Here is an 18,258-nt window from a genome sequence, read left to right as displayed (position 1 = left end):
TCAGTCGTCGAGCCGCAGCTTCACCACCGAAGGGGCTGCAGGCTCGCAGGGGTCGTCCTCGTCGAAGGCCTTGTCGCCCGCGGGATCGGCCACGCCAGTGGCTTGGAGGCTCGTGAAGGGGTACAGGTTCCTGTCCATCATGTGCGAGGGCACGATGTTGCCCATCGCGGTGAACATGTTGTCGATGCGGCCCGGGTACTGCCGGTCCCAGTCGCGGATCATGGCCTTGATCTGCGCGCGCTGCAGGCCTTCCTGGTTGCCGCACAGCGTGCACGGGATGATCGGGAACGCGCGGTGCTCCGCCCAGCGCTCCAGGTCGGTCTCGGCCACGTAGGCCAGCGGGCGGATCACCACATGCTTGCCGTCGTCGCTCACCAGCTTGGGCGGCATGCCCTTCATGCGGCTGCCGAAGAACATGTTCATCAGCAGCGTCACCACCATGTCGTCGCGGTGGTGGCCCAGCGCGATCTTGGTGGCGCCCAGTTCGCTCGCGACGCGGTACAGGATGCCGCGCCGCAGCCGCGAGCACAGCGAGCACATCGTCTGGCCTTCGGGGATCAGGCGCTTGACGATCGAATACGTGTCTTGCTCCTCGATACGGAAGGGCACCCCCACCTGCTCCAGGTACGCCGGCAGCACATGGGCCGGGAAGCCCGGCTGCTTCTGGTCGAGGTTGACGGCGACGAGCTCGAACGGGACCGGCGCGCGCTTGCGCAGGTTCATCAGGATGTCGAGCAGCGCGTAGCTGTCCTTCCCGCCCGAGACGCAGACCATGATCTTGTCGCCCGCCTCGATCATGTTGAAGTCGGCGATGGCCTGGCCCACCTGGCGGTGCAGCCGCTTGCTGAGCTTGTTGGCTTCGAAGGCGGCCTTGCGGTCGGCGCCGGCGGCTGGCGGGGTGTCGAGGGCGGTGTCGCTCATGGCAGATGCTCTGTTCTGTGGCGCGGCTCAGCGCCGGATGCCGAAGACCTCGACGCCCACGGCGTCGCAGTCGGGGTAGACGTCGGGTTTCTCGGTGGAGACCCGCGCGGCCTTGACCCGCGGGTTGGCCAGCAGCGCCTTCAGCACGTCGTCGGCCAGGGTTTCCTGGAGGTGCACATGGCCGCGCTGCACGCGCTCGGCCACCGTGCGCCGGATGAAGTCGTAGTCGACCACCTCGTGCAGCGCATCCGCGACGGGCGTGGAGACCGCCAGCGGGATGAACAGGTCGACGTTGATCAGCACGCGCTGCTCGCCGCGCTTCTCGAAATCGTGCACGCCGATGTTGATCCACACCTCGTAGTCGCGCAGGAAAAGGCGCCGGCAGTCGGCGAGGTCGGGGTGCAGGAGGTTCATGAGGCGAGGAACATCACGTCGCGCGGCTGGGCCGCGAGGTGCTGGCCGCCGTCGACCAGGATCGTGGTCCCGGTGATGGCGGGCGATTCGAGGACGAAGCGCACCGCATGCGCCACGTCCTCGGGCGTGGAGGAGCGCTCCAGCGGCGTCATGCGGTGCGCCCGCTGGAACTCGGCCTCGCTCATCGGACCCGAGGGCAGCGTGACGCCGGGCGCCACGCCCGCCACGCGCAGGCACGGCGCCAGCGCCATCGCGAGCATCGTGGTCGCGCTCTCGAGCGCCGCCTTCGACAGGGTGTACGAGAGGTGGTCGGGGTTCGGGTTCCAGAGCTTCTGGTCGAGCAGGTTCACCACGCAGCCCCGTGCGCCGCGCGCCTGCGCATGCGCATGCAGCGCCTGCGCGAGCAGGATGGGCGCGGCGGTGTTGGCGCGCCAGTGGCGCTCCATCGTGGCGTGCTGGAACGAGGCGGCGTCGTCGTGCTCGAAGACCGAGGCGTTGTTGACCACGGCGTCCAGCTGCCCGAGGCGCTCGACCACGGCGGGCACCAGGGCGCGGCAGGCGGCTTCGTCCGCCAGGTCGGCGGCCAGCAGCTCGGTCCGCACGCCCAGCGCGCGCACGTCGTCGACGGTGGCCTGCGCGTCGCCGTCGATCTGGTGGCAGTGCACCGCCACGTCGAAGCCATGGCGCGCCAGGTCGAGCGCGATCGTCCGGCCGACCCGCCGGGCCGCTCCGGTGACGAGCGCAACGCGTCGCGTGACCATGGTTTCTAGAATGCCGGAATGCACGAAGTAGAACCCGCCAGTGTATCGAGCGCCCTGCTGGCGCACCTGCGCGGGGAGATCGCGCGCGCCGGCGGCTGGCTGCCGTTCGACCGGTACATGTCGGCGGCGCTGTACACGCCCGGCCTGGGCTACTACGCCCACGGCAGCGTGAAGTTCGGCGCCCTGCCGTCGTCGGGCAGCGATTTCGTGACCGCGCCGGAGCTCTCGCCGTTGTTCGGGCAGGCGCTGGCGGTGCAGTCGCGCCAGGCGCTCGACGCCACCGGCACCGACGCGCTCTGGGAGTTCGGCGCCGGCTCCGGCGCGCTGGCCGAGAGCTTGCTGCAAGCGCTGGGCGACCGCGTGCGGCGCTACACCATCGTCGACCTGTCCGGCAGCCTGCGCGCACGCCAGCAGGCGCGGCTGGCACCCTTCGGCGACCGGGTGCGCTGGGTCGACGCGCTGCCGCCGGCGCTCGAGGGGGTGGTCGTCGGCAACGAGGTGCTCGACGCGATGCCGGTGCAGCTGCTGCACTGGGACGGCACGCGTTGGTGCGAGCGCGGCGTGGCGCTCGACGCCGACGGCGCGCTGGCCTTCGCCGACCGCGCCACCGGGCTGCGCCCGCCGGTGCAGGCCCCGTTCGTGCCCGGCACCACGGTCGAGATCCACCCGCAGGCCGAGGCCTTCGTCCGCACGCTGGCCGAGCGACTGCAGCGCGGCGCGGCGTTTTTCATCGACTACGGTTTCCCGGAGGACGAGTACTACCACCCGCAGCGCACCGGCGGCACGCTGATGTGCCACCGCGCGCACCAGGCCGACGCCGATCCGCTGGCCGATCCGGGGCTGAAGGACATCACCGCGCACGTCAACTTCACCGGCATCGCGCTGGCGGGGCAGGACGCCGGGCTGGAGGTGCTGGGCTACACCTCGCAGGGCCGCTTCCTGCTGAATTGCGGCATCGCGCCCGCGATGGCCGAGGCCCAGGCCCGCGGCGACGTGCGCACGCTCGCGAACGCGCAGAAGCTGGTGGCCGAGCACGAGATGGGCGAGCTGTTCAAGGTCGTCGGCTTCGTCCGCGGCGAGCCCTTCGACGCCGTCGGCTTCAGCGCGGGCGACCGCTCGCACCGGCTGTAGCCGAGGCACCGCGCATGCGCTGGCTCATCGTCTTCCTGCTCGCCTGCCTGATCTTCAACGGGCTGCAGCACTGGCTGCGCCGCATCGGCCTCGGGCGGCTGCCCGGCGACTTCCGCTTCATCCTGTTCGGCCGCGAATGGTTCCTGCCGGTGGCCAGCAGCCTGGTGCTGAGCCTGATCGCGATGGGGATCGGGATGCTGATCTGACACGGCCGCAGAATCGGCGCTTTGCGCGGGGCGCGGCCATGTACGCATCGACCTTCATCTTTGCCAAGAAGCAGTACGACGACGAGTTCCATCGGCTCGACGAAGCGATCGCGACCGCGGCGCGCGCCATTCCCGGCTACATCGGCGAGGAGGCCTGGGAGAACGCGGCCACGGGGCAGATGTCGAACGTGTACTACTGGGCCTCGCTCGAAGCGCTTCAGGCGCTGATGCAGCATCCACGGCACCTCGAAGCCAAAGCGGCGCAATCGAGGTGGCTCGACGGCTACCGCGTCGTCATCTCGCAGGTGCTGCGCAGCTATGGCGACGAGGGGCTGGCACACCCGCTGTCGGGCTTCAGCGCGGCCTGATCAACAGTCCGTGCCGGCGTCCAGCCCGGCCGCCAGCGCCGCCGTGCGCGCCTCGCGCACCGCCTCCCCCACCGCCGGCCCGCGCAGGCCGCGCGCGGCGGCCGCCGCCGACGCCGCCTGCGCATCCACCCCCTGCACGATCGACAGCGCCTTCAGCAGCCGCGCCCGCTGTGGGTAGGGTGCGTCCTCGAAACCCGTGCGCCCGCGTGCATCGCACTCGCAGGCCAGCAGCATCTGGGCGAAGCGCTCGGGCCGGCGCAGCGCGTCGCAGCGCTCCAGCAGGCGCATCACCGCCGCGGCGTTCAACTCGGCGCTGCGGTGCACGTTGCCGTGCTCGCGCGCGGTGACCTCGCCCAGCTCGCGGCACTCAGCCGGCACGCGAAGGCGTTCGCACAGCCGCTGCACCAGCTTCACGCTGCGCGCCTCGTGGGCGATATGGCGCGGCCATTCCTCGGGCGGCGTGCTGCCCTTGCCGAGGTCATGCACCAGGCAGGCGAAGCGCGCGGGCAGCGGTGCGTGCAGGCGTGCGGCCATGTCGACCACCAGCATCACATGCACGCCGGTGTCGACCTCCGGGTGGTGCTGCGGCGGCTGCGGCACGCCCCACAGGCGGTCGACTTCCGGCAGCAGGCGCTGCAGCGCGCCGCACGCGCGCAGCACCTCGAACATGCGGCTGGGCCGCGCCTCCATCAGCCCGCGCGACAGCTCCTGCCACACGCGTTCGGGCACCAGCGCGTCGACCTCGCCGTCGGCCACCATGCGCCCGGCCAGCGCCATCGTCTCGGGCGCGACGCTGAAATCCGGCCAGCGCGCCGCGAAGCGCGCCAGGCGCAGGATGCGCACCGGGTCTTCGGCAAACGCGCCGGACACGTGCCGCAGCACACGTGCCGCCAGGTCCTGGCGGCCGCCGAACGGGTCGATCAGCGTGCCGTCCTCGGCCTCGGCGATGGCGTTGACGGTGAGGTCGCGCCGCTGCAGGTCTTCCTCCAACGTGACGGATGGATCGGCGTGCATCACAAAGCCGCGGTAGCCGGGCGCGGACTTGCGCTCGGTGCGCGCCAGCGCGTATTCCTCGCGCGTCTGGGGGTGCAGGAACACGGGGAAATCGCGCCCCACCGGCACGTAGCCCAGCGCCCCCAGCTGCTCGGCCGTGGCGCCCACCACCACCCAGTCGCGGTCGCCCTCGTGGGGCCCGTCGGGCTGGCCGGCCTGCTCGCGCAGCAGGCGGTCGCGCACCGCGCCGCCCACGCCGTAGATGCGCATCGCGGCTGCTCGCCGGTCAGCGCCGCGCGGTGGCGCGCAGCGGATCGAGCCGCGCCACACCGTCGCGCCGGCCGAGGTAGGAAGGGGCGACCTGCTCCAGCGGCGCCGGCGTGATGCCCAGCGCCGGCAGCCCCGGCAGCGCGCCGGTCGCGACGTTGGGCACCTTCATCGAATCGAGGTTGTCGCACGACATCAGCGGCTCGCCGGGCATCAGCGACATCGCGCCGGCCTGCAGCCGCCCGAGGGCGCCGGGCAGGGCGAGCACCGGCCGGGGGTGGCCCGCCCAGCGCCCGGCCAGCCGCACCAGTTCGCGCAGCGTGTAGACCTGCGGCCCCGCGCACTCGTAGGTCTGCCCGATGGTCTCGGGCCGCTCGAGGCAGCGCACCAGCGCTTCGGCCACGTCGTCGACCCAGCAGGGCTGGAAGCGCGCATCGGCCCCCGCGAGCGGGATCACCGGGAACACGGCCTGCAGCCCGGCGAACGTGTTCAGGAAGCGGTCTTCCGCGCCGAACAGCACCGAGGGCCGCAGCACCGTGAGGTCCAGCCCCGAGGACTCGAGCACCGCCTCGCCGGCGGCCTTGCTGCGCAGGTAGCGCGACGGCGCGCTGCTCGACGCGCCGAGCGCGCTCACGTGCAGCACGCGCCGCACCCCGGCGGCGCGGCAGGCTTCGGCCAGCTGCCGGGGCAGTTCGGCATGCGCGCGGCGGAAGGCCTCCTCGCTGCCGTGCAGGATGGCCACGAGGTTGACCACCGCGTCGCAGCCGTTCAGCAGGCGTGCCAGCTGCCGCGGGTCGTTGACGTCGGCCTGGACGACCTCCACGGTGGGCAGGAAGCGCAGCGCGTTGCCGCGTGCGGCGCGCCGCGTCGGCACGACGATGCGGCCGCCGGCGCCGCCGCTGCGGCGTACCAGCCGTTCGACGAGGACGCGGCCGACGAAGCCGGTGCCGCCCAGCACGAGGATGTTGCGCAGGTGGTTGTCTTGGTTCATGGCAGGTCCCGGTCGTTGGTGATCGGCGAGCGCGGGCCGATCGGGCCGCCCAGGCGCGGCTTCAGGGCAGGGGGCTTGCCGGTGATCAGCGCGCTGTACACCGTGGCGTTGCCCAGCACCTTCTTCACGTAGTCGCGCGTCTCGCTGAAGGGGATGTTCTCGGCCCAGGCCGCGGCCTCCACCGTGGCGCCTTCGCGCCAGCGGCGCGGCCGGCCCGGCCCCGCGTTGTAGGCCGCGGCGGCCATGGCCTGCGAGCCGCCGAAGTCGTCCAGCGCGAGCTTCAGGTAGGCCGTGCCCAGCCGCAGGTTGGTGTCGCGGTCGTTGATCATGTCGGCGCTGTAGTCGAGGCCGATCTTCTTGGCCGTCCAGCGTGCGGTGGCCGGCATGATCTGCATCAGCCCCGAGGCGCCCACATGCGAGCGCGCGTCCATGATGAAGCGCGACTCCTGGCGGATCAGGCCGTACACGTAGGCCGGATCGAGGCCGATCGAGCCGGCCTGCTCCACCACGTGGCGCCGCAGCGGCATCGGGTAGCGCTGCTCGAGGTCGATCTCGTTGCGCGTGCGGTCGCTGGTGTTGATGCAGCGGTCCCAGACCTCGCGCTCGCAGGCCCACTGCGCCGCGGCGAGCAGCTCGCGGTCGGCCATGCCGCGCAGCGTGAAGTTCCATTCCCGCACGCCCTCGCTGCGCAGGCCCAGGCCGATCAGCTGCAGCGCCCGCTGCAGGCCCGGGTTGGCGCGCGCGGCGGCCCGCTCCTGCGCGGTGAGCGGCGCCGGCGCCGGCGGCAGCGCGAGGCTGCGGCCGAGGTCTTCCGTGGCGAGCTGGCCGTAGAAATGCAGCGGCGATGCGATGGCCTGCAGCACCGTCTCGGCCTCGCGGCGCTGCTCGTCGCCCCGCGGGCCCTGCGGCGCGGTCTCGCGCAGCGCGCGGCCCTTCCAGTACTGCCAGCCCGCGTCGGCCTGCTCCTCGGCGCTCATCTCGTCGATCGCACGGGCGACGATGGCCCAGCGCTCTGCCGCCGGGAAGCGCAGCGCGCTGCGCACGGCCCAGGCCAGCGTGTCGTCGGTCCATTGCGAATCGCTGGCATGGGGCTTCTGCTCGCGCTGGGCGAAGGCCTCGGCGTAGGCCGTGACCGCGTCGGCCTGGAGCTTCTGCGCATGGCTGCGGCCCACCTGCGACCAGGCCCAGCCCGCGGGCGCCTGCGGCAGCAGCCGCGCCCAGCGCGCGCGCAGCAGCGCGGTGGCGTTGTCCGGGTCGTCGGCGGCCATGCGGGCCAGCGCCACCGCGGTGACTTCGGCGGTGTCGTGGGTCATCACCACGGCCTTGCGGCCCAGCGGCTTGGCCGGCTGCGCAAAGGCCTCGGCCACCGCTGCCGCGAGCTGCGGGCTCACCAGCGCGGCGGCGGACCGGGCGGCCGCGGGCTTGTTGCCCTCGGCCGCCTGGCGGATGCGGCGCCAGACGTCGTCCTTCGTGAAGACCTTGGCTTCGTACAGCGTGGCGGCCATCAGGGCGCAGCCGTCGTCGAGGTCGCGCTGCGCGAGCCAGGCCGGCAGCGCCGCATCGCGCACCTGCTGGCCGTCCAGGTGCGCGGTGAGCAGCGCGTAGCAGGTGACCTGGCGGTCGTCGTTCATCCGGAAGCGCGGGAAATCGCGGCTGAAGTTGGCCCAGTCGCGCCGCTTGCCCAGCTCGAGCAGCCAGTCGTTGCGCAGGCGGTCTTCGACGTAGCTGCCGGGCCAGCGCGCGTAGAAGGCTTCCAGTTCGTCCTGCTGCGCCGTGTTCAGGCGGCTGCCGAGTTCCCAGTAGTCGACCCAGGACGCCAGCGGATGGCGGGTGGCTTGCGCGGCGTCGCGCAGCGCGACCAGGCGCACGCGGTCTTTCTTGCGCTGCGCCTCGCGGGCCTCGAGCACGAGGCCGTCGGCGCCCTGGGCGCGCACGAGCGGCGCCTGCGTGGTGAGGAGAAGGGCGGTGGCCAGGCCGATGAGGCTGGCCAGGGGGCGGGGCTTTTGCATCGGTGCTTCGGTGAATGCGTGGAGCGGCCGCGGTGCGTTGAAGGCGCTGCGGCGCGGGCGGGGGGCGCAGGGGGCGCGGCAGATGGATTTGAATGTAGCGCAGCGGTTCCGCCGCGCGTTGACAAGGGCCCGCCCTCGTCAGGCGGATTCGCCCAGCGTTCGCCGCGTCTCGCGGGCCTGTTCCACCACCCAGTCGATGAAAGGCTGCAGCTCCGGCCGGCGCTGCGCGTTGCTGCCGTGGATCAGCCAGTAGGCGAAGGGCGAGCGCTCGCGGCCCGCCTCGCCGAACGGTTCGATCAGCTCGCCGCGCTGGATCGACTCCTGCACCAGCGCCAGCCGCGCCAGTGCCACCCCTTGCGCCGCGAGGGCCGCCTGGATCTGCTGGTGGGTGTAGTTCAGGTAGATCCAGCGCAGGGGCTCGAGCTGCGGTTGCCCGCGCTGGCGCAGCCAGTAGCGCCAGGTGAGGAACTCGGCGCTGGGGCGGTGGTCGTCCTCCTCCAGCAGCGCATGGCGGGCCAGGTCGGCCGGATGGGCGAGGGGCGGCGCCTGCCCGCGCTGCGCCTGCTCGGCGAGCACCTGGCAGACCACCGGCGTGAGCACCTCGCCGAAGAGGTGGATCGAACCAGGCGGCGCCTGGTCCGGGTGGCAGTAGCGCAGGCCGATGTCCAGCTCCGGGTCGTCGATGTCGAGCAGGGCATCCGTCGCGGAGATGCGGATGTCGATGTCGGGGTGCATGCGCTGGAACGAGTGCAGCCTCGGGATCAGCCACAGCGATGCGAAGGACGCGAAGGTGGTCACGCCGACATGCCGCCGGCCGGCCGAGACGCGGATCTGCCGCACCGTGGCGTCGAGCCGGTCGAGCAGCGGCGCGGCCGAGCGCAGCAGCGTCGCCCCGGCGCCGGTGAGCTCCACGCTGCGGGTGCCGCGCAGGAACAGCACGGCGCCCAGTTCTTCTTCCAGCGCGCGGATCTGCCGGCTGATCGCCGACTGCGTGAGGTGCAGTTCCTGCGCCGCGCCGCTGAAGCTCAGGCGCCGGGCCACCGCCTCGAAGGCGCGCAACGGGCCGACGGAGAGGGGGCGCTGCCGCAGTCTATTCATGATCAATGCGCATCAATCGGGGTCGAACTGCTCATTCGACAGGGGGCCTGTCGTTGACGAGAATTTCCTCTACACACCCAGCCACCGGAGTATGTCATGAGCACCGCATTGATGAGCTTTTCGCAAGCTGACGCAGCGGCTTGGTCCGTTGCCTTGCCGGCCGGTACCGCTCGCCGCATCGCACCGGCCCGGCATGCCCGCTGGCTCGCGGTCACCGAAGGCCAGGTCTGGCTCACGACCGACGACGCCCGCCCGGGTGCCGGCGGCGACATCTGGCTCTCGCCCGGCGAGGGCCATGCGCTCGGCGCCGGCGTCGAGGCGGTCGTGGAAGGGCGGGCCGCCGCGGTCTTCCAGCTGGTCGAGGCGCCTCAGCCCCGTACCGTGCCCGGGCGCAGCGCCTGGCAGCGGCTGGGCGGCGCGCTGGAGGCCTCGCGGCGTTCGCTGCAGTTCGGCGCGATCGCACCGACCTGCGTGTGATCCGTGCGCCGGCTCAGCGCCGCTGGCGCGGCCGCGGGGCCGCCAGGGCCGCCTGCAGCGCCAGCCGCGCCCAGGGCTGCATCAGCGCCGGCGATTCCATCGCCTCGGCCGGCGCGGTCCAGTAGTTCATCGTCACGCGCCGGTCGCCCTTGGCTTCGTAGGTGAAGGGCTCGCAGCCGGCCTCGCGGAAGCGCGCCTGCGTTGCCTCGTTCGCCTTCAGGTACAGGCGCTCCCACGCGACGATCGCGATGAAGTGCCCGTCCAGGTAGATGCCGTGGCCGCCGAACATCCGCCTGGCGCGCGCGTCGCCCAGCGGCGCGAGCAGCTCCAGGCAGTGGGCGACGATCGGGTCGGCGGGGGCGGTGGCGCGCATCCGGGCAGTCTAGGCCGGCCACAATCGGGTTTCCGCCACCGACCCCCTCGCCCGCCATGCCTGCCGACTTCAGCCTGGAACCGTCCCGCGACAAGAAGGTGCTGCGCCGCCAGCTCCAGGCCGAGCGGCTCGCGATGATCGACCGCCACGAGCGCGCGATGCACCTGCAGCGGGTGCTGCGCGTGTGGCTGGTGGCCCGCAAGGAGACGACGATCGGCGCCTACTGGCCCATCAAGGGCGAGTTCGATGCGCTGCCCGCGCTCTTCCGCTGGAGCGAAGCCGACCCGGCGCGCCGCATCGGCCTGCCGGTGATCGACCGCGAGACCAAGCAGCTGCGCTTCCACGTCTGGTACCCGGGGTGCCCGATGGAGGAGGATGCCTTCGGCATCCCCAAGCCCAAGGACACCGAGGAATTCCAGCCGCAGATGCTGCTGGTGCCCTGCGTGGGCTACGGCCCCGGCGGCGTGCGCCTGGGTTACGGCGGCGGCTTCTACGACCGCACGCTGGCGGCGATCGAACCCAAGCCGTACACGGTGGGCGTCGGCTATTCGCACGGCTTCCTGCCGTGGCTCCAGCCCGAGCCGCACGACGTGCCGCTCGACGCGATGCTCAACGAGGACGGCGTCGTCGCCGACGCCGATCCGCAGTGACCTGAACCTGCCTCAGGCGGCCGGGCCGAGCTGGAGGCGTTTGCAGAGCTCCAGCGTCAGCGGGCTCTGGTTCATCGTGTAGAAGTGGAGGCCCGGCGCGCCGCCGGCGATCAGCCGCTCGCACAACGAGGTGACCACGTCGAGGCCGAACGCGCGGATCGAGGCCGCGTCGTCCAGGAAGCCCTCCATCTTCAGCGCCACCCAGCGCGGGATCTCGATGCCGTCGCGCTGCGCGAACTGCGCGATCTTCGCGAAGTTGTGGAAGGGCATGATGCCCGGCACCACCGGCACCTCGGCGCCCAGCTTGCGGGTCTGCTCGACGAAGTGGAAATACGCGTCGGGGTTGAAGAAGAACTGCGTGATCGCGGCGGTGGCGCCGGCCTTCACCTTCTCGACGTAGTGCTGCACGTCGCGGGCGGCGTAGCGCTGCTCGGGGTGGTATTCCGGATAGGCCGCCACCTCGATCTGCCAGTCGGGGCCCTGCGTCTCGCGGATGAAGCGCACCAGCTCGGCGGCATAGCGGAACTCGCCCGCGACCGCGGTGCCGCTGGGCAGGTCGCCGCGCAGCGCGACGATGCGGCGGATGTTCTGCGCGCGGTAGGTGGCCAGGATCTCGGCCAGCCCGGCGCGCGTGGAGCCCACGCAGGACAGGTGCGGCGCGGCCTCGAAGCCGGCCTTGGCGATGGCGCTCACGGTGGCCAGCGTCTTGTCGCGCGTGGCGCCGCCGGCGCCGTAGGTCACGCTGAAGAACTCGGGCTTCAGCGCGCCCAGCTCCTGCACCACGGTCTTGAGCTTGTCGTCGCCGACCGGGGTGTTGGGCGGAAAGAACTCGAAGCTGATCGGCACGGTCATGGGGTTGCTCTCGGAAGATCGGGGGTTCGTGCGTGCACGAAGAACTCGGTGTTGCCGTCGCCGCCGGCGATCGGGCTCGGGAAATAGGCGGCCACCGCCAGCCCGTGCGCGGCGCAGGCCTCGCGGATGCGCTGCTCCACCACAGGGTACGACGCGGCGCTCTTCACCAGGCCGCCCTTGCCGATGTCCTGCGGCTGCAGTTCGAACTGCGGCTTCACCAGCATCAGCAGCTCGCCGCCCGGCTCGAGCAGCGGCGCCAGCGCGGGCAGCACCAGCGTGAGCGAGATGAAGGACAGGTCGCCGGTGACGAAGCCGAAGCGCCCGAGCCCGGCGTCGACATGGCGGGCGTTGACGCCTTCCAGCGCCTGCACGCGCGGGTCGCCGCGCAGCTTCGGGTGGAGCTGGCCGTGGCCGACGTCGATGCCGACCACACGCGCCGCGCCGCGCGCCAGCAGCACGTCGGTGAAGCCGCCGGTGCTCTGGCCCACGTCGAGGCAGGTGCGGCCGGCCACGTCGACGCCCGCCTGTGCAAGCGCGCCTTCCAGCTTGAGCCCGCCGCGCGACACCCAGCGCAGCTCGGCGTCGTCGGTCAGCTCGACGGTGCAGCCTTCGGGCAGGTCTTCGCCCGCCTTCTTCGGCACCTGCCAGCCCTGCGGGCCCTGCCAGCGCACTGCGCCGCGCTCGATCAGCCGCTGCGCAGCCGAGCGCGTGGGCGCCAGCCCTTGCTGCACGATGAGTTGGTCAGCGCGTGTCACAACCGTGGATAAGGAAAGGCGAATTGCTCCAGCAGACACCGCGGATCCGGCTCTGCCGGTCCGCTGGTGGCGCCCCCTTGAGGGGGAGCGCCGGAAGGCGCTCCGGGGGTGGTCTCAATACCTGTACGTATCGGGCTTGTAGGGGCCGTTCTTGTCCACGCCGATGTACGCGGCCTGCGCGTCGGTCAGCGTGGTCAGCTGCGCGCCCAGCTTCGACAGCTGCAGGCGCGCGACCTTCTCGTCCAGGTGCTTGGGCAGCACGTACACCTTGCCGACCTTGTATTCCTTCGGCTTGGTGAACAGCTCGATCTGGGCGATGGTCTGGTTCGCGAAGCTGGAGCTCATCACGTAGCTCGGGTGGCCCGTGCCGCAGCCCAGGTTCACCAGGCGGCCCTTGGCCAGCAGGATGATGCGCTTCTCGGGCTTCTTGCCCTTGGCCGGGAAGATCACGTGGTCGACCTGCGGCTTGATCTCTTCCCACTTGTACTTCTCGAGCGACGCGACGTCGATCTCGTTGTCGAAGTGGCCGATGTTGCAGACGATGGCCTGGTCCTTCATCGCGGCCATGTGCTCGTGGCGGATGACGTCCTTGTTGCCGGTGGTGGTGACGAAGATGTCGGCCTTGTCGGCGGCGTACTCCATCGTCACGACCTTGTAGCCTTCCATGCAGGCCTGCAGGGCGTTGATCGGGTCGATCTCGGTCACCCACACCTGGGCCGACAGCGCACGCAGCGCCTGCGCCGAGCCCTTGCCCACGTCGCCGTAACCCGCCACGACGGCGACCTTGCCGGCGATCATCACGTCGGTGGCGCGCTTGATGCCGTCGACCAGCGATTCGCGGCAGCCGTAGAGGTTGTCGAACTTGCTCTTGGTGACCGAGTCGTTGACGTTGATGGCGCGCAGCATCAGCGTGCCCTTGGCCGACATCTCGTTCAGGCGGTGCACGCCGGTGGTGGTTTCCTCGGTCACGCCGATGATGTTCTTCAGGCGGCGGCTGTACCAGGTCGGGTCGACCTTCAGCTTGGCCTTGATCGCGGCGTGCAGGATCTTCTCTTCCTCGCTGGTGGGCTTGCCCAGCGCCTTGATGTCCTTCTCGGCCTTGGCGCCCAGGTGCATCAGCAGCGTGGCGTCGCCGCCGTCGTCGAGGATCATGTTCGGGCCGTCGGCGCGGCTGCCGCGGGTGGGCGTGAACTCGAAGATGCGGTGGGTGTAGTCCCAGTAGTCTTCCAGCGACTCGCCCTTGACCGCGAACACCGGCGTGCCGGCCGCGGCGATGGCGGCCGCAGCGTGGTCCTGCGTCGAGAAGATGTTGCACGAGGCCCAGCGCACTTCGGCGCCCAGCGCCTGCAGCGTCTCGATCAGCACGGCGGTCTGGATCGTCATGTGCAGCGAGCCGGTGATGCGCGCACCCTTCAGCGGCTGGGTCTTCGCGAACTCCTCGCGGATCGCCATGAGGCCGGGCATCTCGGTCTCGGCGATCTTGATCTCCTTGCGGCCCCACTCGGCGAGCGACAGGTCGGCAATGGCGTGGTCGGGGGCGGGGACGGGTTTGAGGACGGCGTTCATAGAGGGCTCCGGTTCAAGGGGCCCGCCGAATCGCGAGAAGGGGAGGAAGGATCCGCTCACCCAGGACACGACTCGTGCGGGTGAGCGTTGTTGCAGGCCGCGGCGGCGGGTGCCGCGGCGGTGGTCCGAGCCTGGGGCACGTGCCGTGCCTTGCAACGCTCCTCGGAAAGTGCCGGGATTGTAGTGGCGTGCGCGGCCGCCTGCCGACGGTGCAAACGCCGGAAAAGCCCGGTCGAACGCGGCCATTCGTCTGTGCAAGACTGGCGCCATGTCCCTCCCCCCGTCCGCCGCCCGCCCCTGGGCGCAGGCGCCGGCGGCCGCGCTGGCGGCCGTGCACGGCGTCTTCACCGACATCGACGACACCCTGACGCGCGACGGCGCGATCGATCCGCCCGCGCTGGCCGCGTTGCAGGCGCTGCACGAGGCCGGCGTGCCGGTGATCGCCATCACCGGCCGGCCGCTCGGCTGGAGCCGCGAGCTGGCCAGCCGGTGGCCGTTGCGCGCCATCGCGGCCGAGAACGGCGCGGTGGCGCTGCTGCGCGAGGGCGGCGGCTGGCGCGAGGCGTATGCCCAGGACGAGGCCACGCGCGCGGCCAACGCCCCCCGCCTGCGCGCGGCCGCCGCCCGCCTGCTGCACGAGGTGCCCGGCGCCCGGCTGGCGCGCGACAGCGCCGGCCGCGTCACCGACATCGCGATCGACCACAGCGAGTTTACCCACCTGCCGCCCTCGGCCATCGCGCAGGCGGTGCGGGTGATGCACGAGGAAGGCATGCACGCCAGCGTCAGCTCGATCCACATCAACGGCTGGTACGGGGGGCACGACAAGTGGAGCGGCGCCTGCTGGATGCTGCAGGCGCTGGCCGGCCGCGAGCTGCCCGATGAAGTGGACCGGTGGATCTACGTGGGCGACTCCACCAACGACCAGGCGATGTTCGCGCGCTTTGCGCTGAGCGTCGGCGTGGCCAACCTGCGGCGCTTCGCGGCCGAGCTGCACACCTGGCCGGCGTACCTCACCCACGGCGAGCGGGGCGCGGGCTTTGCCGAAGTCGCGCAGCGCGTGCTGGCCTGCCGGCCGGGCGCGCCGGGGCGGTGAAGGCCGCGCCCGCACCCGGCATCGGCACCGCGCTGGCCCTGGCGCTGGCGGCCGCGGTGTCGCTGGGCCTGGCGCGGTTCTCCTACGCCTTGCTGCTGCCGCCGATGCGCGCCGACCTGGGCTGGAGCTACTTCACCGCCGGCGCGATGAACACCGTCAATGCCGCCGGCTACCTGGCCGGCGCGCTGCTGCTGCCGCCGCTGCTCGCGCGGCACGACGCCCGGCGGGTGCTGCTGGCGGGCAGCGTCGGTGCCGCGGCGCTGCTGGCGGCCCACGGCGCGGCCACCGGCGAGCTGCCGCTGTTCCTGCTGCGCTTCACCACCGGCGTGGCGAGCGCGGCGACCTTCGTGGCCGGCGGCCTGCTGGCCGCGCGGCTGGCGCAGTCGGCGCCCCATCCCGGCCTGGTGCTCGGCCTCTACTACGGCGGCACGGGCCTGGGCATCGTCGCCTCCGCGCTGGCCGTGCCGCCGCTCGCGGCGCGCAGCGGCCTGCATGCGTGGCAGGGCGCCTGGTGGGCCCTGGGCGCGCTGGCGGCGCTGTGCACCGCGGCCCTGGCCGCGGCGACGCGGGGCCTGGCGTCGCCGAAGCCGCCGGCCGCGGCCGCCCGCGAGGCGGTGCGCTGGCGCCGCTTCGGCTTCATGCTGGCAGGCTACCTGATGTTCGGGCTCGGCTACATCGGCTACATGACCTTCGTGGTCACGCTGCTGCGCGAGCAGGGCCTGGCCGAGCCGCTGATCGTCGCCTTCTACGTGGTGCTCGGGCTGGGCGTCGTCGCGTCGTCGTGGCTGTGGGCCGGCCTGCTGCAGCGCTACCGCGGCGGGCAGCCGCTGGCGCTGCTCAACGGGCTGCTGGCGGTGGCGACGCTGCTGCCGGTGCTGCTGGCCCACCCGGTGGCGGTGTTCGCCTCGGGCGCGCTGTTCGGCGGCGTGTTCCTGTCGGTCGTCGCCTCCACGACCGCGTTCGTGCGCCACAACCTGCCGGCCTCGGCGTGGCCCGCCGGCATCAGCGCCTTCACCATCGTGTTCGCGGCGGGGCAGATCGTCGGCCCCAGCGTGGTGGGCTGGATCGCCGACGGCCCGGGTGGGCTGGCGCGAGGCTTCGTGTGCTCGGCCGCGGTGCTCGCGCTGGGCGCCGCGATCGCGCTGCGTCAGCGGCCGCTGGGCTGACGCGGCGGGCCGGTCGGCCCGTGGCGCGGCTCGGCACCGCGCACCTCGAAGCGCACCTGCTGCACGAGCCGCCCATCCCGGCCGTGCAGCGCCAGCACATGCCGGCCGGGCCAGGGTGCCCACTGCAGGTGCGACCCTTCGCCGATGCGTCGGCCGTCGAGGCGCCAGACGCCGTCGGCGCCCTCGAAGACGATGCGCTGCGCGCCGGGCGGCATGTCCGGGTCGATGGCGAACAGGCTGCCGTCGCGCGGCTGCACGATGCCGAAGGGCGCACGCTGCGCGCTGCGCTGCCACACGGCCTGCTCGGTGCCGGCGATGAACCACTCGTCGCGCGGCGCCTCGTCCATCCCCTCGAAGCGCACGGCCTGGCGCAGCACGCCCGCCGGCGCGGCGGGGCGGGCTGCGCGCTCGCCGTCCTGCAGCGCCTGCACGATGCCGCGCCAGACCGGCGCGGCGCCGGTGGTGCCGCTCACGTGGTGCATCGGCTCGCCATCGGCATTGCCGACCCAGACGCCCACCGTGAAGCGCTCGGTGAAGCCGATGCACCAGTTGTCGCGCAGGTCCTTGCTGGTGCCGGTCTTCACCGCCGCGAAGCGCCGCGTGACGAGCGGGCTGTCGAGCCCGAAGGTCAGCGCGCGGGCGTTGTTGTCCGCCAGGATGTCGGCCACGAGCCAGGCGGCCCGCGGGTCCATCACCTGCAGGCCGGCGCGCGCGGGGGCCGGGCGGCCCGGCGCGGCCGGCAGCCACACGGCCGGGCCGAAGCGCCCGCCGTTGGCCAGCGCGCGGTAGGCGTTGGCCAGGTCGAGCAGCGTGACGTCGGCGCTGCCCAGCACCAGTGCGTGGCCGTGGTACCCCGCGGTGTGGTCGATGTGCAGGCCCAGCGCGTTGAGCCGCTCGAACACGGCGTCCGGGCCCAGCATCGCGCCCACCCGCACCGCCGGCACGTTCAGGCTGGCGCCCAGGGCGCTGCGCGCGCTCACCCAGCCCTTGAAGCGCCGGTCGTAGTTCTGCGGCTGGTAGAGCCCGCCGATGCCGTCAACGCCGGTGGCCAGCTCGGCCGGCGTGTCGTCGAGCAGGCTGGCGGGCGTGATCAGCCGGCGCTCGAACGCGAGGCCGTAGACGAACGGTTTCAGCGTCGAACCGGGCTGGCGGCGCGCCACCACCGCATCCACCTCGTGCGCCGCCGACAGGCCCGCGCCGGCCGAGCCTACCCAGGCACGCACCTCGCCGCTGGCGTTGTCGATCACCACCACGGCGCCGTCCTGCACGTTGCGGCGCTGCAGCTCGGCGAGCTGCTGGCGCAGCGCCTGCACGGCCAGGCGCTGGACCGCTGCGTCCAGCGTGGTCCGCACGTCGCCGCGGACGGGGGCCCGGCTGCCCAGCGCCTGCACCACGCGGCGCGCCAGGTGCGGCGCCAGCGGCTCGACGGCGGTGGGCCCGGGCCGCCGTGCCAGCGCGTGGGCGGCCAGGGTCTCGATGCCGGCGCACGGCAGCCGCTGCGCCTGGAGCACGCCGCAGGCGCGGCGGGCCACGTCGGCCGCCGCGGCGTTGGGTGCGCGCACCAGGGCCGACATCACCGCCGCCTCGGGCGCGTCGAGCCCGCTGGGGTGCTTGCCGAAGAGCTGCTGCGACGCGGCCGCCACGCCCACCAGTTCGCCGCGCAGCGGCACGCGGTTCAGGTAGGCCTCGAGGATCTCGGTCTTGCGCCAGCGCGCCTCCAGCTCGCGCGCCATCGCGATCTGGCCGATCTTCTGCGCGACGCTGCGCCCGCCGGCCGGCCGCGCCAGGCCGTCGTCGAGCAGGCCGGCGAGCTGCATGGTCAGCGTCGAGCCGCCCTGGGTGCGCGTGTTGACGGCGTTCGCCCAGGCGCTGCGCGCCAGCGCCGCCCAGTCGACGCCGCTGTGCGCCCAGAAGCGCCGGTCCTCGCCGAGCACGAGCGCGGTCCGCAGCGCGGGCGACACCTCGTCGAGCGCCGTCCAGGGGCCGACGCGCACGCGGGAGTCCACGCGCACGCCCTGCAGCGGCTCGCCATGACGGTCGCGCACGACGATGTCCGACGGCAGGTGCGCGGCCCGCACGTCGGCGAAGCCCGGCAGCCCCGCGGCCAGCGCGCCGCCCGCCGCCGCCGCGGTGGCGGCGAGCGCGGCAAGGGCGCGCCGGCGCATCG

At 72.6% G+C, this 18,258-nt stretch carries 19 protein-coding genes and 1 riboswitch; of the genes, 7 read left to right on the top strand and 12 right to left on the bottom strand.

The window, feature by feature from the left end:
* The 3 genes from ttcA to V4F39_RS15020 are packed head-to-tail and all read right to left on the bottom strand — an operon-like array spanning position 1 to position 2,096.
* Positions 1-921 carry a tRNA 2-thiocytidine(32) synthetase TtcA gene (gene ttcA / locus V4F39_RS15030; RefSeq protein ID WP_332290396.1) on the bottom strand — a complete coding sequence of 307 codons (921 nt, stop codon included), beginning with the start codon at positions 919-921 and terminating at the stop codon, positions 1-3.
* Between the two features lie 27 nt (positions 922-948).
* The gene (locus V4F39_RS15025) at positions 949-1,335 is read right to left on the bottom strand and encodes a dihydroneopterin aldolase (protein WP_332290394.1); all 387 of its coding nucleotides are present in this window, start codon (positions 1,333-1,335) and stop codon (positions 949-951) included.
* Positions 1,332-2,096, bottom strand: coding sequence for an SDR family oxidoreductase (locus tag V4F39_RS15020; protein ID WP_332290392.1), 765 nt, complete (start codon positions 2,094-2,096; stop codon positions 1,332-1,334). The genes V4F39_RS15025 and V4F39_RS15020 overlap by 4 nt, the downstream gene beginning before the upstream one ends.
* Positions 2,097-2,114: 18 nt before the next feature.
* Between V4F39_RS15020 and V4F39_RS15015 the strand changes: the two genes are divergently transcribed.
* Genes V4F39_RS15015 through V4F39_RS15005 form a run of 3 tightly spaced genes read left to right on the top strand, consistent with a single transcriptional unit; the run spans position 2,115 to position 3,801 of the window.
* On the top strand, positions 2,115-3,227 hold the full coding sequence (locus tag V4F39_RS15015) for a class I SAM-dependent methyltransferase (RefSeq protein WP_332290390.1): 1,113 nt from the start codon (positions 2,115-2,117) through the stop codon (positions 3,225-3,227).
* A 14-nt stretch (positions 3,228-3,241) separates the two neighbouring features.
* Entirely contained in the window at positions 3,242-3,433 is a 192-nt protein-coding gene (locus V4F39_RS15010; RefSeq protein ID WP_332290388.1) for a DUF2905 domain-containing protein, read from the top strand.
* A gap of 38 nt (positions 3,434-3,471) precedes the next feature.
* The gene (locus tag V4F39_RS15005; protein WP_332290386.1) at positions 3,472-3,801 is read left to right on the top strand and encodes an antibiotic biosynthesis monooxygenase family protein; all 330 of its coding nucleotides are present in this window, start codon (positions 3,472-3,474) and stop codon (positions 3,799-3,801) included.
* Here the strand turns inward: V4F39_RS15005 and V4F39_RS15000 are convergent, their stop codons facing one another.
* From V4F39_RS15000 to V4F39_RS14985, 4 genes are all read right to left on the bottom strand, one after another.
* Positions 3,802-5,064 carry a multifunctional CCA addition/repair protein gene (locus V4F39_RS15000; RefSeq protein ID WP_332290384.1) on the bottom strand — a complete coding sequence of 421 codons (1,263 nt, stop codon included), beginning with the start codon at positions 5,062-5,064 and terminating at the stop codon, positions 3,802-3,804. It lies immediately after the preceding gene.
* A gap of 16 nt (positions 5,065-5,080) precedes the next feature.
* Positions 5,081-6,034, bottom strand: coding sequence for a complex I NDUFA9 subunit family protein (locus V4F39_RS14995; protein ID WP_332290584.1), 954 nt, complete (start codon positions 6,032-6,034; stop codon positions 5,081-5,083).
* Between the two features lie 14 nt (positions 6,035-6,048).
* Entirely contained in the window at positions 6,049-8,061 is a 2,013-nt protein-coding gene (locus V4F39_RS14990; RefSeq protein WP_332290382.1) for a lytic transglycosylase domain-containing protein, read from the bottom strand.
* A gap of 138 nt (positions 8,062-8,199) precedes the next feature.
* Positions 8,200-9,159, bottom strand: coding sequence for a LysR substrate-binding domain-containing protein (locus V4F39_RS14985; protein WP_332290380.1), 960 nt, complete (start codon positions 9,157-9,159; stop codon positions 8,200-8,202).
* A gap of 96 nt (positions 9,160-9,255) precedes the next feature.
* Here V4F39_RS14985 and V4F39_RS14980 point away from each other — a divergent pair, with 96 nt between their 5' ends.
* Complete coding sequence (locus tag V4F39_RS14980; RefSeq protein WP_332290378.1) at positions 9,256-9,636, top strand: DUF2917 domain-containing protein; 381 nt, start codon at positions 9,256-9,258, stop codon at positions 9,634-9,636.
* Positions 9,637-9,649: 13 nt separating this feature from the next.
* On the opposite strand, the gene V4F39_RS14975 is transcribed toward V4F39_RS14980, so the two are convergent.
* Positions 9,650-10,009, bottom strand: coding sequence for a TfoX/Sxy family protein (locus tag V4F39_RS14975; RefSeq protein ID WP_332290376.1), 360 nt, complete (start codon positions 10,007-10,009; stop codon positions 9,650-9,652).
* A gap of 56 nt (positions 10,010-10,065) precedes the next feature.
* On the opposite strand from V4F39_RS14975, the gene V4F39_RS14970 reads away from it, so the two are divergent.
* Positions 10,066-10,659: a 5-formyltetrahydrofolate cyclo-ligase gene (locus V4F39_RS14970; protein WP_332290373.1), complete on the top strand. Its 594-nt coding sequence runs from the start codon at positions 10,066-10,068 to the stop codon at positions 10,657-10,659.
* 12 nt (positions 10,660-10,671) lie between these two features.
* Here the strand turns inward: V4F39_RS14970 and metF are convergent, their stop codons facing one another.
* The 3 genes from metF to ahcY all read right to left on the bottom strand — a co-directional run bounded on the left by metF (position 10,672) and on the right by ahcY (position 13,832).
* Positions 10,672-11,511 carry a methylenetetrahydrofolate reductase [NAD(P)H] gene (metF, locus tag V4F39_RS14965; protein ID WP_332290371.1) on the bottom strand — a complete coding sequence of 280 codons (840 nt, stop codon included), beginning with the start codon at positions 11,509-11,511 and terminating at the stop codon, positions 10,672-10,674.
* A complete protein-coding gene (locus V4F39_RS14960; protein WP_332290369.1) occupies positions 11,508-12,266 on the bottom strand; it encodes a TlyA family RNA methyltransferase in 759 nt (252 codons plus the stop codon). Before V4F39_RS14960 ends, metF begins: the two co-directional genes overlap by 4 nt.
* Before the next feature lie 114 nt (positions 12,267-12,380).
* On the bottom strand, positions 12,381-13,832 hold the full coding sequence (ahcY, locus tag V4F39_RS14955) for an adenosylhomocysteinase (RefSeq protein WP_332290367.1): 1,452 nt from the start codon (positions 13,830-13,832) through the stop codon (positions 12,381-12,383).
* 75 nt (positions 13,833-13,907) lie between these two features.
* A riboswitch (S-adenosyl-L-homocysteine riboswitch) is annotated at positions 13,908-14,002 on the bottom strand.
* 98 nt (positions 14,003-14,100) lie between these two features.
* Between ahcY and V4F39_RS14950 the strand changes: the two genes are divergently transcribed.
* Together V4F39_RS14950 and V4F39_RS14945 are read left to right on the top strand one after the other, a co-directional pair.
* A complete protein-coding gene (locus V4F39_RS14950; RefSeq protein WP_332290365.1) occupies positions 14,101-14,925 on the top strand; it encodes an HAD family hydrolase in 825 nt (274 codons plus the stop codon).
* A complete protein-coding gene (locus tag V4F39_RS14945; RefSeq protein ID WP_332290364.1) occupies positions 14,922-16,091 on the top strand; it encodes a YbfB/YjiJ family MFS transporter in 1,170 nt (389 codons plus the stop codon). Before V4F39_RS14950 ends, V4F39_RS14945 begins: the two co-directional genes overlap by 4 nt.
* On the opposite strand, the gene pbpC is transcribed toward V4F39_RS14945, so the two are convergent.
* Entirely contained in the window at positions 16,073-18,256 is a 2,184-nt protein-coding gene (gene pbpC, locus V4F39_RS14940) for a penicillin-binding protein 1C (protein WP_332290582.1), read from the bottom strand. The two genes, V4F39_RS14945 and pbpC, sit on opposite strands and share 19 nt — an antisense overlap.
* Positions 18,257-18,258 lie beyond the last annotated feature (2 nt).

The organism is Aquincola agrisoli, from assembly GCF_036621135.1.
GTDB lineage: Bacteria > Pseudomonadota > Gammaproteobacteria > Burkholderiales > Burkholderiaceae_C > Aquincola > Aquincola agrisoli.
This window is presented reverse-complemented; position numbering and strand designations above follow the sequence as displayed.

Excerpts from the sequence above, each read along its gene's own strand:
- ttcA (WP_332290396.1), bottom strand. The coding sequence starts at position 921 with ATGAGCGACACCGCCCTCGACACCCCGCCAGCCGCCGGCGCCGACCGC.
- V4F39_RS15025 (WP_332290394.1), bottom strand. The coding sequence starts at position 1,335 with ATGAACCTCCTGCACCCCGACCTCGCCGACTGCCGGCGCCTTTTCCTG.
- V4F39_RS15020 (WP_332290392.1), bottom strand. The coding sequence starts at position 2,096 with ATGGTCACGCGACGCGTTGCGCTCGTCACCGGAGCGGCCCGGCGGGTC.
- V4F39_RS15015 (WP_332290390.1), top strand. The coding sequence starts at position 2,115 with ATGCACGAAGTAGAACCCGCCAGTGTATCGAGCGCCCTGCTGGCGCAC.
- V4F39_RS15010 (WP_332290388.1), top strand. The coding sequence starts at position 3,242 with ATGCGCTGGCTCATCGTCTTCCTGCTCGCCTGCCTGATCTTCAACGGG.
- V4F39_RS15005 (WP_332290386.1), top strand. The coding sequence starts at position 3,472 with ATGTACGCATCGACCTTCATCTTTGCCAAGAAGCAGTACGACGACGAG.
- V4F39_RS15000 (WP_332290384.1), bottom strand. The coding sequence starts at position 5,064 with ATGCGCATCTACGGCGTGGGCGGCGCGGTGCGCGACCGCCTGCTGCGC.
- V4F39_RS14990 (WP_332290382.1), bottom strand. The coding sequence starts at position 8,061 with ATGCAAAAGCCCCGCCCCCTGGCCAGCCTCATCGGCCTGGCCACCGCC.
- V4F39_RS14985 (WP_332290380.1), bottom strand. The coding sequence starts at position 9,159 with ATGAATAGACTGCGGCAGCGCCCCCTCTCCGTCGGCCCGTTGCGCGCC.
- V4F39_RS14980 (WP_332290378.1), top strand. The coding sequence starts at position 9,256 with ATGAGCACCGCATTGATGAGCTTTTCGCAAGCTGACGCAGCGGCTTGG.
- V4F39_RS14975 (WP_332290376.1), bottom strand. The coding sequence starts at position 10,009 with ATGCGCGCCACCGCCCCCGCCGACCCGATCGTCGCCCACTGCCTGGAG.
- V4F39_RS14970 (WP_332290373.1), top strand. The coding sequence starts at position 10,066 with ATGCCTGCCGACTTCAGCCTGGAACCGTCCCGCGACAAGAAGGTGCTG.
- metF (WP_332290371.1), bottom strand. The coding sequence starts at position 11,511 with ATGACCGTGCCGATCAGCTTCGAGTTCTTTCCGCCCAACACCCCGGTC.
- ahcY (WP_332290367.1), bottom strand. The coding sequence starts at position 13,832 with ATGAACGCCGTCCTCAAACCCGTCCCCGCCCCCGACCACGCCATTGCC.
- V4F39_RS14950 (WP_332290365.1), top strand. The coding sequence starts at position 14,101 with ATGTCCCTCCCCCCGTCCGCCGCCCGCCCCTGGGCGCAGGCGCCGGCG.
- pbpC (WP_332290582.1), bottom strand. The coding sequence starts at position 18,256 with ATGCGCCGGCGCGCCCTTGCCGCGCTCGCCGCCACCGCGGCGGCGGCG.